The 13,361-nt window shown below is 72.3% G+C and carries 10 protein-coding genes; 4 read left to right on the top strand and 6 right to left on the bottom strand.

From position 1 onward, the window contains the following. Nucleotides 1-52: 52 nt before the first annotated feature. The 4 genes from ACQEVC_RS17585 to pepN form a co-directional block, all read right to left on the bottom strand. Nucleotides 53-682, bottom strand: coding sequence for a histidine phosphatase family protein (locus tag ACQEVC_RS17585; RefSeq protein WP_432878592.1), 630 nt, complete (start codon nucleotides 680-682; stop codon nucleotides 53-55). Continuing rightward, complete coding sequence (gene rsfS, locus ACQEVC_RS17580; RefSeq protein ID WP_101371445.1) at nucleotides 679-1,077, bottom strand: ribosome silencing factor; 399 nt, start codon at nucleotides 1,075-1,077, stop codon at nucleotides 679-681. Before rsfS ends, ACQEVC_RS17585 begins: the two co-directional genes overlap by 4 nt. 99 nt (nucleotides 1,078-1,176) lie before the next feature. Continuing rightward, nucleotides 1,177-1,773 carry a nicotinate-nucleotide adenylyltransferase gene (gene nadD, locus ACQEVC_RS17575; protein WP_432878589.1) on the bottom strand — a complete coding sequence of 199 codons (597 nt, stop codon included), beginning with the start codon at nucleotides 1,771-1,773 and terminating at the stop codon, nucleotides 1,177-1,179. Between the two features lie 173 nt (nucleotides 1,774-1,946). After that, nucleotides 1,947-4,469 carry an aminopeptidase N gene (gene pepN / locus ACQEVC_RS17570; protein WP_432878586.1) on the bottom strand — a complete coding sequence of 841 codons (2,523 nt, stop codon included), beginning with the start codon at nucleotides 4,467-4,469 and terminating at the stop codon, nucleotides 1,947-1,949. 70 nt (nucleotides 4,470-4,539) lie between these two features. Between pepN and ACQEVC_RS17565 the strand changes: the two genes are divergently transcribed. The 4 genes from ACQEVC_RS17565 (at nucleotide 4,540) to trpS (ending at nucleotide 10,954) form a co-directional block, all read left to right on the top strand. Then, entirely contained in the window at nucleotides 4,540-4,758 is a 219-nt protein-coding gene (locus ACQEVC_RS17565) for a DUF397 domain-containing protein (protein ID WP_101371446.1), read from the top strand. 304 nt (nucleotides 4,759-5,062) lie between these two features. Continuing rightward, nucleotides 5,063-6,598 (top strand): RtcB family protein, encoded by a 1,536-nt coding sequence (locus ACQEVC_RS17560; protein ID WP_432878583.1) that lies wholly within the window; start codon nucleotides 5,063-5,065, stop codon nucleotides 6,596-6,598. Between the two features lie 346 nt (nucleotides 6,599-6,944). Continuing rightward, on the top strand, nucleotides 6,945-9,668 hold the full coding sequence (locus ACQEVC_RS17555; protein ID WP_432878581.1) for a PQQ-dependent sugar dehydrogenase: 2,724 nt from the start codon (nucleotides 6,945-6,947) through the stop codon (nucleotides 9,666-9,668). 251 nt (nucleotides 9,669-9,919) lie between these two features. Further along, nucleotides 9,920-10,954, top strand: coding sequence for a tryptophan--tRNA ligase (gene trpS / locus ACQEVC_RS17550; RefSeq protein WP_432878578.1), 1,035 nt, complete (start codon nucleotides 9,920-9,922; stop codon nucleotides 10,952-10,954). Between the two features lie 227 nt (nucleotides 10,955-11,181). Here trpS and ACQEVC_RS17545 read toward each other — a convergent pair whose 3' ends face one another. Further along, nucleotides 11,182-11,691 (bottom strand): GNAT family N-acetyltransferase, encoded by a 510-nt coding sequence (locus ACQEVC_RS17545; RefSeq protein ID WP_432878576.1) that lies wholly within the window; start codon nucleotides 11,689-11,691, stop codon nucleotides 11,182-11,184. 71 nt (nucleotides 11,692-11,762) lie between these two features. Next, on the bottom strand, nucleotides 11,763-13,247 hold the full coding sequence (gene obgE / locus ACQEVC_RS17540; protein WP_432878574.1) for a GTPase ObgE: 1,485 nt from the start codon (nucleotides 13,245-13,247) through the stop codon (nucleotides 11,763-11,765). Between the last annotated feature and the right edge of the window lie 114 nt (nucleotides 13,248-13,361).

Raw genomic sequence — 13,361 nt, 5'->3', positions numbered from 1 at the left:
ACACCGCCGGACGGCCGGCAGACCGCCGCAGCGGGCGGCCGAGCGGAACGGCTCAGACGGCTGCCGGTGCCGGGCCCTGGGCGACCAGGCCGACGTTGTGCCCACGCAACTGCCAGCCGCGTACCTCGTCGTGCCGCAACTCCGTCCAGTGGCAGTTGTTCAGCGAGCCGACCGACCGGAGCACGGTCGAGTCCCAGCCGAGCAGGTAGCCGCAGCCCTGTCGGGCGCCACCGCCGTGCGTGGCGATCACGATCGTGCCGCCCGGTACCGCGTCGGCTGCCTCCTGCAACGCCGTACCGACCCGCTTGCCGAGGTCGTCGAGGCTCTCCACCTCGCTGCCGGGATCCGGGTCACCGGTCCGCCAGCGGGCGTACTCGGCGGGGAACCGCTGCGCCACCTCGGTCATCAGCAGCCCCTGCCACTGCCCGTAGAACCGCTCCCGCAGCCGGGCGTCGGTGCGGACCGGCAGGCCGGTCAGCGCCGCCAGCGCGGCGGCGGTGTCGGCCGCCCGGCGCAGGTCGCTGGCGACGATCGCGTCCGGACGCAGCGCGGAGAGCAGCGGCGCGGCCTCGGCGGCCTGCTCGCGGCCGAGGTCGTTCAGCGGTACGTCGAGCTGGCCCTGCACCCGGTTGGCGGCGTTCCAGTCGGTGTTGCCGTGCCGCCAGACGATCAGCCGGGTCATTCGGCGATGCCCGCCTCGGCCTCCACCAGGTCGCGATCGACGAACGGGATCGTCGGGCAGTCCTTCCACAGCCGGTCGAGCGCGTAGAACTCGCGCTCCTCGGTGTGCTGGACGTGCACCACCAGGTCGACGTAGTCGAGCAGCACCCAGCGGCCCGCCCGCTCGCCCTCGCGGCGGACCGGCTTGGCCTTCTCGGGCAGACCGACCAGCGCCTCCTCGATCGCGTCCACGATCGCGGTCACCTGCCGCTCGTTGGGCGCGGAGGCGAGCAGGAACGCGTCGGTGATCACCAGTTGGTCCGCCACGTCGATGATGACGATGTCCTGCGCCTTCTTGTCGGCTGCGGCCTGTGCGGCAGCCGTTGCCAGCTCACGGGCGCGGTCGGAAGCTGTCACCATTCTCCTTCGATCAACCGTCGGACCCTCCTAGCCTCTCACACGGTGGCACCGTACGGCCCGGCGGTTAACGAACGACGAGCATGAAACCGGGCGGAATCACCCCCGGTAGAGCCCCCGTTTGGCGATGTACTGCACCACACCGTCGGGGACGAGATACCAGAGTGGCCCACCGGCGGCCACCCGGGCGCGGCAGTCGGTCGAGGAGATGGCCAGCGCGGGCACCTCGACCAGGCTGATCGTGTCGGCCGGCAGGTGGGCGTCGGAGAGGACGAAGCCGGGCCGGGTGACCCCGATGAAGTGGGCCAACTCGAACATCTGGTCGAGATCCTTCCAGGAGAGGATCTTCTCCAGCGCGTCGGCGCCGGTGATGAAGAAGAGCTGCACCTTCGGGCCGTACTCGGAGTGCAGGTCGCGCAGGGTGTCGACGGTGTAGGTCGGGCCGCCCCGGTCGATGTCGGCCCGGCTCACCTGGAACCGCGGGTTCGAGGCGGTCGCGATCACGGTCATCAGATAGCGGTCCTCGGCCGAGCTGACCGGCTCGTCGGCCTTCTGCCACGGCTGGCCGGTGGGCACGAAGACCACCTCGTCCAACTCGAACCGGTCGGCCACCTCGCTCGCGGCCACCAGGTGCCCGTGGTGGATCGGGTCGAAAGTGCCCCCCATGATCCCTATCCGCCGGATGTCTGCCTCCACGACTTGATCGTAGGCCCGGACCCGCCGCCCGTTCCGGGGAGCATGAGCCAGATCGCACTTTCCGGCCGATCTACCGATCTGCCGAGCGGCCGGGCTGGTGGGCGGCCGGACTGGTGGGCTGGTGGGCTGGTGGGCAGGCTGGTGGGCAGGCGGGCTGGTGGGCGGGCGGGTACTCACCGCCGCGCGGCGAGCGCCCGGCGCAGGTCGTCGTCCTCGTCGACGACCACCCGGCGCAGCCCGGGCGGCAGGTCGTCCCGGGCGAGCAGCGCCGCCGCCAGTTCCCGGGTCCGCGCCGAGACGGCGTACCGCGGATAACCCAGCCCGGCCACCCGGTCGGCCACCCAGGGGGTACGCCGCCGCGCCGCCGCCGGCATCTCGGCGAAGTACCGCTCCACATAGGAGTCGGTCAGTCCGGCCTGCTCCGGCTGCCAGAACCCGCGCGCGGTCGCCTCCAGCAGCCGGTTCGACAGACTCGTCCCGCCGACGAGCAGCCGCCAGGCGTGCTCCTTGGCAGCCGGGTCCGGCAGCGCCGCCCGACAGGTCGCGGCCCACTCCGCTCCGCTGGCGCTGCGGTCCGCGGCCTGCTCGGCGGCGATCTCCGGCTCGCCCGCCGCGCCGAGCACGGCCAGCCGGCGCAGTACCGCCCAGCGCAGCTCGGCGTCGACCGCGAGCCCGTCGGGTACGTCCTTGCCGGCCAGCCAGCCGGCCACCCGGGCGGTGTCGACGGTCGAGGAGATCCACCCGCGTGCCGCCGCGAGCTGGCCCGACCCGCCGGGCGGCGCCACCGCGAGCAGCCGGGCACAGGCCCCGGCGAGCTGTTCCAGGGCGGCCGGCCGGACCTCCGGGTCGAGATAGCGGTCGAGCAGGTTGCGGGCCCGGGCCAGTACGTCCTGCACCACGGCCACCTCGGTCTCGGCCGGCAGGGCGGCCACCACCAGCGCCACCAGGTCGGCGACCGGCCGTTCCCCGTCGGTCACCGCGTCCAGCGCCTCCGCCCAGAACAGTGCCCGGGCCAGCGGATCGGCCAGTTCGGACAGGGCCGCCGGCACGGCGGCGACCGAGCCGGCGTCCAGGCGTACCTTGGCGAAGGTCAGGTCGCCGTCGTTGGGCAGCAGCAGCCGGGCCGCCGGCTGACCGGACAGCCCGTCGAGTACTGTCCGACCGCCGTCCACCGCCGGGTCGAGGTCCACCTCGATCCGGTCCCGCAACCACAGCGCGATCCCCTCGCCGGCCGGCTCGGTGTCGTAGAGCCCGACGCCGATGCGGTGCGGGCGCAGCACCGGATGCTCCGGCGGGGCGCTCTGCACCAGGGCCACCTCGGCGTAGTGCCCGTCGTCGCGCAGCCGTACCTCGGTGCGCACGGTGTTGAGCCGCGGCTGGCGCAGCCACACCTGCGCCCAGCCGGTCAGGTCGCGACCGCTGCTGGTGGCGAGCGCCGCGAGCAGGTCGGCGAGGGTGGCGTTGCCGAACCGGTGTGCGGCGAAGTACTCCCGCAGCCCGGCCAGGAACGCGTCGTCGCCGAGCCAGGCCACGAGTTGGCGGAGCACCGAGGCGCCCTTGGCGTACGAGATGCCGTCGAGGTTCGCCAGCGCCTCGGCGGCGTCGACCACCTCGGCCGGCGCGACCGGATGGGTGGAGGGCCGCTGGTCGGCGGCGTACCCCCAGGCCTTGCGGTGCAGCGCGAAGGTGATCCACGCCCGGTCGAAGCGGGTCGCCTCGGCAGTGACCCGGGTGCCGAAGTACTCGGCGAACGACTCGTTCAGCCACAGGTCGTCCCACCAGCGCAGGGTGACCAGGTCGCCGAACCACATGTGCGACATCTCGTGCGCGATGACGTTCGCCCGGCGCTCCCGCTCGGCGTCGGTCACCGCCGACCGGGGCAGGTACTCGTCCCGCAGGGTGACCAGGCCCGGGTTCTCCATCGCACCCATGTTGAACTCCGGCACGAACGCCTGGTCGTACTTGTCGAACGGGTAGCGCACCCCGAAGAGCCGGTGCAGCCGGTCCAGGCACTGCCGGGTGACCGTGAGGATCTCCTCGATGTCCCGGTCGAGATGCTCGGTGAGCGACCGCCGGCAGTAGAGGCCGAGCGGGATGCCGTCGTGCTCGGCCCGGCGCACCGAGTACGGCCCGGCGACCAGCGTCACGAAGTAGGTGGCCAGCGGCGGGGTCGGGGCGAACACCCACCGTCCGGAGACCGGCCCGGTGCCGAGCCGCCCGTTGCCGGCCACGGTCCACTCCGGCGGCGCGACGACGGTCAGGGTCACCGGCGCCTTCAGGTCGGGCTGGTCGAAGCAGGCGAAGATCCGCTGGGCGTTGTCCATCCCCGACATCGCGTAGAGATAGGTCTCACCGTCGGCCGGGTCGACGAACCGGTGCAGCCCCTCCCCGCTGTTCGAGTACGCCATCTCCGCCTCGACCACCAGCGTGTTCTCGGCGGCCAGCCCGGTCAGCGGGAACTGGTTGTCGTCCAGCGCCGCAGGATCGAGTTCCGCGCCGTTCAGTCGTACCCCGAGCAGTCGGGCCGGCCTGACCTCGACGAACGTGCCGGCGCCCGGGGTTGCCGCGCGGAACCGGACCGTGCTGGTCGACCGGAACCGCTCCGCCGGCCCGGTGAGATCCAGTTCGATGTCGTACGACTCGACGGTGAGCAGGGCGGCGCGTTCCCCCGCCGCTACCCGGGTCAGGCTCGGCATCCGCTTATCCTGCACGATGGGTCCGTGGACGGTTCGGTCCCGGGCAGATTCACCGATGGAGGAACCGACGATGGCGCAGCACCCCAAGGGCGATTTCGACCTGTCGCGCGCCGTGTGGCAGCGTGCCGAGGGCGACGACTCCGAGGGCGCGGTCGAGATCGCGTTCGTCGACGATCTGATCGGCATGCGCAACTCCGCCGAACCGGACGGTCCGGTGCTGGTCTTCACCCAGGCCGAGTGGGACGCCTTCGTGGCCGGCGCCCAGGACGGCGAGTTCGACCTCGACTAGGTACGCACGGGCGGCGGACCCGCCGTCGGGCGCCGGGGCAATTCGATTGCCGCCCGACCGGCCGGGTCCTAGCCTGATCCTGACCTCGCGGCTGCTGAACCGTCGAGCACCACAACCGGAGAACGCGGGACCACCCCGCCGAGCCCGCACGCGTACGACCGCGTGCCGATGGCTCGTACCCACTGAACCTTTTTCAACCCGAACCGCGCGGCGCCCACGCACCGCGTCCGACCTTGTGGTCCGCCAGACCGCAAGGCGAGGTGGAAAGGGTTCACTCACAGCAGCCTGCGAAAGGTCTCTACACGTGCCGATATCAGCGGCGAACCGACATGATCCACGCCTGGTCAGGGTCGACGACTCCTGGCTGCGCCTGCCCAACCCGTACGACGTCCCGGTCGAGATCTGCGCCGGGCCGGACGTACCCGTCGAACCGGTGGCGGTCGACGAACTGCTCACCGTGCTGGAAACCGCCGACACCCTGAACACGCTGGCCCGGGCCGTTCCGGGGCTGGACCCCGAGCCCCGGGTCGAGCGGGTCGTCTGCACCCCGGACTTCCACAAGGGTGCCGGCATCCCGATCGGCACCGTACTGCGCACGGTCGGCGCGCTGATCCCGCAGGCGGTCGGCAACGACGTCAACTGCGGAATGCGGGTCGAGGCGACCTCGCTCACCGTCGACCAACTCCGCCCGCACCTCGACCGGCTCGAACGCCGGCTGCGGCACCTGTTCTTCGCCGGTGGCCGCCGGATCGGGCTGACCCCCGGGCAGCGCGAGGGGCTGCTCCGCGAGGGGCTGCCCGGGCTGCTCGCCGACGGAGTACCGGCCGACCCGGTGGGCGCCTGGCGGCAGGTCGGGCCGGACGATCTCGCCGGCCTCGACGGCCGGCTGCACGCCGCCGGTTTCCCGGTCGACTCCGCCGAGGACTTCCGGGACTGGATCACCAGCGGCGGCGGGACCAGCTACGACAGCATCATCGGCAGCGTCGGCGGCGGCAACCACTTCGCCGAGTTGCAGTACGTATCGGACGTCCGGGACGGCGCCACCGCGTACGCCTGGGGGCTGGCCCCGGGCCAGGTGGTGCTGATGGTGCACAGTGGCTCGCTCTCGCTCGGCCACCAGGCCAACGCCACCGGGCGGGACCTGGCCCGGGCCGCCTGGCCGCGCGCGGTGCCGCTGCCCCGGAACCGGATCCTGCCGATCCCGCTGGACGAGCGCACCGCACCGGCCCGGCAGCGCTATCTGACCGCCTTCGGCAACGCGGCGAACTTCGCGCTCGGCAACCGGTTCTTCCTGGCCCTGATGCTCCGGGCCGGGCTGGCCGAGGTCGCCGGTGAGCTGCGGTCCCGGCTGGTCTACGACGCACCGCACAACCTGCTGTGGCCGGAGCCGGACGGCACGGTACTGCACCGCAAGGGCGCCACCCCGGCCGCCGGAGCGGGCGGTGCCGGCCAGCGCCCGACCGACCTGTACGGCGAGCCGGTGATCGTGCCGGGCTCGATGGGTGCGCCGAGCTACCTGCTCCGGGGGCTGGGCAGTGCCCGGGCGCTGGCCAGTGCCTGCCACGGTGCCGGTCGGAGCATCCCGCGGGGCGCGGCGTCCCGGGGCGGAGACGCCGAACTGGACGCCTTTCTGCGGGAGTTCCGGGTGGTCACCCCGGTCGACCACCGGGATCCGGCGGTCGCCGCGCGGCGGGACATCGTCGACGCCTGGCGTCGGGACCTCAAGCAGGAGGCGCCGTGGGCGTACAAGGAGGTGGGCCCGGTGGTGCGGAGCCTGCGCCGGGCCGGGGTGGCCGAGCCGGTGGCGGAGCTGCGGCCCCTGCTGACCGTCAAGGGCTGACCCGTCCACACCGCACCCCGCCCCGGCGGGGACCGGTGTGGACGGTGTAGGCGGGCCGGTCGGGTGATTCTCCTCGCCCGACCGGCCGGACACTCTCCGATGATCCGCCGAGGCGGTGCGTCGTGGTCCGGACGGCATCATCCCCAAACATCAGGTGACGTACCGTTAGCCCGTAATCACGAATTGCTCACTCCGGGCGGGACCGGGCTGCCGCGCTCCGCCCCTACCCCTAGCGTGACAGGTCCTTTGTGCACCGGTCCCGCACCGGCCGCGCTCGGGCTCTTCGCGGCGGGGCGCGAAGGTCGCACCGTGCACTGCTTGGAGCTGCGCCAAGTTAGGGGAACGAATGCCATCTTCCGCACGACCGTCACCGGTCGCCCGCCTGCTGCGGACAGGAGTCGCGGTCGCGCTGGTCGCCGCCCTGGCCGCACCCATCTCCGGTACGGCACCCGCCGCCGCGGTGGTGCTGCCGACCGGCTTCCAGGAGCAGATCGTCTTCACCGGTCTGAACCAGCCGACCAACATCGAGTTCGCCCCGGACGGGCGGATCTTCGTCGCCGAGAAGGGCGGCCGGATCAAGGTGTACGACGACCTCGCCGACACCACCGCGACCGTCTTCGCCGACCTCTCGGCGAACGTGCACAACCAGCACGACCGAGGGCTGCTCGGGTTGGCCCTGCACCCGGGCTTCCCCACCCAGCCGTACGTCTACGTGCTCTACGCCTACGACGCCCCGCCGGGGCAGACCGCTCCGTACTGGAACGACAACTGCGCCTCGGTCGGCGGCACCAACGGCGGGCGGTGCATCGTCACCGGCCGGCTCTCCCGGCTGACCGCCGCCGGCAACACGATGACCGGCACCGAGCAGGTGTTCATCGACGACTGGTGCCAGCAGTACGCCAGCCACGCCACCGGTGACCTGCGGTTCGGTGCCGACGGCATGCTCTACGCCACCGCCGGGGACGGGGCCAGCTACGACCTGGTCGACTACGGCCAGCTCGGCAACCCGCCGAACCCCTGCGCCGACCCGCCCGGTGGCACGATGTCCGCGCCGACCGCCGAGGGCGGCGCGCTGCGCTCCCAGGACTCCCGGACCACCGCCGACCCGACCAGCCTGGACGGCACGGTACTCCGGCTCGACCCGCTGACCGGCGCCGCCGCGTCCGGCAACCCGTCGGCAGCCAGCCCCGACCCGAACATCCGGCGGATCGTCGCGCAGGGGCTGCGCAACCCGTTCCGGTTCACCATCCGGCCCGGCACCAACGAGGTATGGCTCGGCGACGTGGGCTGGACCCGGTGGGAGGAGGTCAACCGGGTGGTCGACCCGACCGCCGGGGTGGCCAACTTCGGCTGGCCGTGCTTCGAGGGCGCCGGCCGGCAGAGCGGCTACGACAGCGCCAACCTCGACATGTGCGAGAGCCTCTACAGCGGTGCCGGGCAGACCGCACCGTTCTACACGTACGACCACGCGGCCCGGGTGGTGGCCGGGGAGGCCTGCCCGACCGGCGGTTCCTCGGTCTCCGGTGCCGCCTTCTACCCGGCTGCCGGCGGCAGCTACCCCGCCGAGTACGCGGGCGCGCTCTTCTTCTCCGACTACTCCCGGGACTGCATCTGGGCCATGTTGCCCGCCGCACCCGGCGGGCTGCCGGTGGCGACCAACCGGCGTACCTTCGGCAGCGCCGCCGCGAACCCGGTCGATCTGGCCGTGGGGCCGGGCGGCGACCTCTACTACGTCGACCACGCCGGTTCGGTACGCCGGATCCGGTACTTCCCCGGCAACCAGCCGCCGGTCGCGTCGATCGCCGCCTCCCCCACCTCCGGGACGGCCCCGCTGACGGTGAACTTCGACGGCACCGGCTCCTCCGACGCCGACCCGGCCGACGTGGGCCGGCTGCGCTACGAGTGGGACTTCACCAACGACGGTACCGTCGACGCCACCACGCCGACGGCCTCGCACACCTACCCGGCCGGCGGCCCGTACACCGCCCGGCTCACCGTCTACGACACGCTGAACGCCGCCGGCACCCAGACGGTGCCGATCCAGACCGGCAACAGCATGCCGACCGCGGTGATCGACACCCCGGGCAGCGCCTTCACCTGGGCGGTCAACGACCAGATCAGCTTCACCGGGCACGCGACCGACCCCGACCAGGGCACCCTGCCGGCCAGCGCGCTGCACTGGCGGATGCTGCTGCACCACTGCTACACGCTGGACAACTGCCACATCCACACGTTGCAGGACTTCACCGGCACCAGCGGCAGCATGTTCGGGCCGGACCACGAGTATCCGTCCTATCTGGAGCTGGTGCTGACCGCCACGGACAGCGGCGGCCTGTCGCACAGCACCAGCGTGCGGCTCGACCCGAAGACCGTCGACCTGACCTTCAACTCCAGTCCGGCCGGCCTGCAACTGGTGTTCGGCGCGACCGCACAGGCGGCACCGTTCACCCGTACCGTCATCCAGGGGTCGAGCAACACCGTCAGCGCGGTCACCCCGCAGACCCTCGGCGGCGTGCCGTACGTCTTCGGCTCCTGGTCCGACGGTGGGGCACAGACCCATGTGCTCACCGCCCCGACCAGCCCGACCAGCTACACCGCCAGCTACAACCCGCAGTCCGGCAGCGTCCGGCTGCCGCAGTCGGCGTGGACCGTGGCCGGGGCGGACAGCCAGGAGACGCTGCTGGTCAACGGCCGGGCGACCAACGTACGGGACGGCAACACGTCGTCGATCTGGCACACCCAGCGGCTGCTGTCGAACTCGTCCCACCCGCACTGGATCGACCTCGACCTGGGCAGTGCCCGGACGGTCAACCGGCTGTACTACCTGCCCCGGCAGGGCTCGAACACCGCCGGCCGGATCACCGGCTACGAGGTGTACGTCTCGGCAAGCCGGAGCAGTTGGGGTACGCCGGTGGCCACCGGCACCTTCCCGAACAGCGCGGCGGAACAGACGGTGACGATCCCGCCGACCAGCGGGCGGTACATCCGGCTCCGCGCCCTCGGTGAGGTCAGCGGCAACCGGTGGACCTCGGTCGCCGAACTCAACGTCGGCGTGGTGCCGACCGGCTGAACCGATGATCACGGTTCTGGCGACCGGTCGGGGGCGGCGGACGACCGTCCCCGACCGGTCGCCGGAAGCCGCCGGGCGGTCCCGGTCCCTGCTACCGTGGAGGTGTGCGGATGACCTCGAACGGTTGGTGGCTGCCCTGACGGGCGGCCCACGCATCCGCGTACCCGAACAACAGCCAGCGGCCGCCCTCCGGGCGGCCGTTTCGCATGTGCTCACCCGGGGGCGGCGGCCAAACCGGTAAGGAGCACCCCATGGCCCCGACCTCGCCACTTCCGGCAGCCACCGCGCTCGCCCCGAACACCCCGGCGGTACGCCGGATCACCGGCCTCAAGCCGACCGGGCACCTGCACCTGGGCAACCTGGTCGGTGCGATCCGGCCGATCGTCGCCGGCCAGTACCGGGCGGAGACGATCGTCTTCCTCGCCGACCTGCACGCGCTCACCGTGACCCACCAGCCGGCGCAGATCCGGGCGCTCACCCTGGAACAGGCAACCGTGCTGCTCGCCGCCGGCCTCGACCCGGACCGGGCGCTGCTCTACGTGCAGTCACAGGTGCCGCAGCACACCGAGTTGCACTACCTGCTGGAATCCGCCACCGGCTACGGCGAGGTGCAGCGGATGATCCAGTTCCGGGAGAAGTCGGCGCAGCACCGGCAGGTGCGACTGAGCCTGCTCAGCTATCCGGTGCTGATGGCCGCCGACATCCTGCTGCACGACGTGCAGGAGGTGCCGGTCGGCGACGACCAGCGCCAGCACCTCGAACTCACCCGGACCGTGGCGACCCGGTTCAACGCCCGGTACGGCGACACCTTCACCGTGCCCCGGGCGGTCCATCCGGCGGTGTCGGCCCGGGTGATGGACCTGGCCGATCCGACCGCGAAGATGGGCAAGACCAGTGCCAGCGGGGCTGGCACGATCTTCCTGCTCGATCCGCCCGAGGTGATCCGCCGCAAGGTGCTGCGCGCGGTGACCGACCCGAGCCGGACCGTCGGGTACGACCCGCGGCACCGGCCCGGCGTGGCGAACCTGCTGGAGATCCTGGCGTCCTGCCTGGGCGGCTCACCCGCGGCTCTGGCCGCCGACTACCGGTCGTACGCCCAGCTCAAGAACGCCGTCGCCGAGGCGGTCGAGGCGATGCTCCGGCCGATCCGGCTCCGCTACGCGGAACTGGCCCGCGACCCGGGCTACGTCCGGCGGGTACTCGCCGACGGCGCCGAACGGGCCCGGGACAACGCCGCCGACACGGTCCACCGGGCAAAACACGCCATCGGCCTACTCAGCCATTGAACCTTCGTCAACCGGGACAGCGCGGCGGGTCCGCCCCGACCTCCACCTGGGGCCACGACGGACCGCAAGGGGAGCACGACGAACCGCGAGGGGAGGTTAACGAACCGCAAGGGGAGCACGACGAACCGCAAGGGGAGGTTGACGAACCGCAAGGGGAGCACGACGAACCGCAAGGGGAGGTTGGCAAGGTTCATTGAAGAGCCGGCCGACCGCGTCGGGAAAGCGCGCTACGTCAGGGAGGCGGTGGCCTCGGCCCGTCCGGCAAGCCACTGCATCCCTGAAGTGGCCGATCCCGCACCCGGCAGGCGCTTCTCGAAGCAGACGCTGTAGGGGTTGTCGACGTACTCGCCGTAGACCGGGATCTCGACGTAGCCCGACGAGAGATAGAGCTGGATCGCGCCGGGAAGGTAGCTGCCGGTCTCCAGCCGCAGCACGGTGTACCCGGCCCGCAGGGCAAGCTCTTCGAGCGCGCCGAGCATCTGCCGGGCGAAGCCCTGGCCCCGCTGCGCCGGCCGCACGTACATCCGCTTGACCTCGGCGGTGTCCCGGTCCAGCGCCTGGATCGCGCCGCAGGCGACCGCCCGGCCGGCGACCACACCCACCAGGTAGCGGGCGTCGTCGTGCGGCATGAACACCTGCCCGTCCAGACCGCCGTCGGCCTCCCGAAGCTCACGCTGCTGAGCCACCACCAGGGCGGCCAGCTCGGGATCCGACGACGCACGCGACTCGATCAGCACACCATCGACGCTAACCACCGGGCATTTCAACAAGGTTTCGGCCAAGTGGCCCCGATACGGAGCGTAGAGAACTAATCCGCGCCCTCTGCCGTACCGCCGCCCGGCCGGTCCACGGTGCCGTCCGGCGCCGACTCCCCGGCCACCTCCTCCGGCGGTCGCTGCCGGCGGGCCTTGCGGGCGGCGAGCCGCTCGGCCGCGGTCGGCCGGGTCACCTTCTCGGCCAGCCGGCTGTCGGTGCCCCGCGCGCTCGGCACGTACTCGGCACCGGCGTAGAGCGTCGGCTGCCAGTCGAACTCCCGCTCGCCGATCCGGACCAGGCTGCCCGGCTCGGCACCGGCCTTGCCGAGCTGCTCCTCGACGCCCAGCCGGGCCAGCCGGTCGGCCAGGTAGCCGACCGCCTCCTCGTTGTCGAAGTTGGTCTGCTTGACCCAGCGCTCCGGCCGCTGCCCGCGCACCACGTACGCGCCGTCCGGCGCCGCCTCGATCGTGAAGCCGGCGTCGTCGACCGCGACCGGCCGGATCACGATCCGGGTCGGCTCCAGGTCGGGCGCCACCGCCCGGGACTGCTCGACCAGCTCCGCCAGTGCGAAGGTCAACTCGCGCAGCCCCTCCCGGGTCACCGCCGAGGCCTCGAAGACCCGCAGGCCACGGGCCTCGATGTCGGGCCGGACGATCTCGGCGAGATCCCGCCCGTCCGGTATGTCGATCTTGTTCAGTACGACCAGCCGAGGCCGGTCGGCCAACCCGCCGTACTCGGAGAGTTCGGCCTCGATGGCATCGATGTCGGCCAGCGGATCGCGCCCCGGCTCCGGGTTGGCCGCGTCCACCACGTGCACCAGCACCGCGCAGCGCTCGATGTGCCGGAGGAACTCCAGCCCGAGCCCCTTGCCGGTGGCCGCCCCGGGGATCAGGCCCGGCACGTCGGCGACGGTGAAGGTGTGCTCGTCGACCCGGACCACGCCGAGGTTCGGCACCAGCGTGGTGAACGGGTAGTCGGCGATCTTCGGCTTGGCTGCCGAGAGCACCGAGATCAGCGAGGACTTGCCGGCCGATGGGAAGCCCACCAGGCCGACGTCGGCCACGCTCTTGAGTTCGAGTACGACGTCGAGCCGGTCCCCCGGCTCGCCCAGCTCGGCGAAGCCGGGCGCCCTGCGCCGGGCGTTGGCCAGCGAGGCGTTGCCCCGGCCACCCCGGCCACCCCGGGCCACCTCGAAGGTGGTGCCGGCGCCGACCAGGTCGGCCAGCACCGTGCCGTCCACGGCGTGCACGACCGTCCCGTCCGGGACCTTGAGCACCAGGTCCTGCCCGTTGGCACCGTCCCGGTTGGAGCCGGCGCCGCCCTTGCCGTTCTCGGCCTTGACGTGCGGCCGGAAGTGGAAGTCGAGCAGGGTGTGCACCTGGGGGTCGACCACCAGGGACACGCTGCCGCCGTGCCCGCCGTTGCCGCCGTCCGGCCCGCCGAACGGCTTGAACTTTTCCCGATGGATCGAGACGCAACCGTGCCCGCCGTCCCCGGCCTGCAGGTGCAGTACGACCCGGTCAACGAACGTCGTCACGCTGCCAATCCTTTCATCGGCGCCGACCGGCGGCGCCGGATACGGCACAGGTCGTCCGCCCGGCCGGGAGGGCCGGGCACGGGTCGACCGGTGCCCGAGAAACGGCGGAGCGGG

Origin of the sequence: Plantactinospora sp. CA-294935, from assembly GCF_050936445.1 — a bacterium.
Classification (GTDB): Bacteria; Actinomycetota; Actinomycetes; order Mycobacteriales; family Micromonosporaceae; genus Plantactinospora.
Note: the sequence above shows the minus strand (reverse complement) of the source record. Positions and strands in the feature narration are given on the sequence as shown.

Bases quoted from the DNA above. Each gene is read 5' to 3' on its own strand.
- pepN (WP_432878586.1), bottom strand. From the start codon at position 4,469: ATGCCGAGCCTGACCCGGGTAGCGGCGGGGGAACGCGCCGCCCTGCTC.
- trpS (WP_432878578.1), top strand. From the start codon at position 9,920: ATGGCCCCGACCTCGCCACTTCCGGCAGCCACCGCGCTCGCCCCGAAC.
- ACQEVC_RS17585 (WP_432878592.1), bottom strand. From the start codon at position 682: ATGACCCGGCTGATCGTCTGGCGGCACGGCAACACCGACTGGAACGCC.
- ACQEVC_RS17555 (WP_432878581.1), top strand. From the start codon at position 6,945: ATGCCATCTTCCGCACGACCGTCACCGGTCGCCCGCCTGCTGCGGACA.
- ACQEVC_RS17565 (WP_101371446.1), top strand. From the start codon at position 4,540: ATGGCGCAGCACCCCAAGGGCGATTTCGACCTGTCGCGCGCCGTGTGG.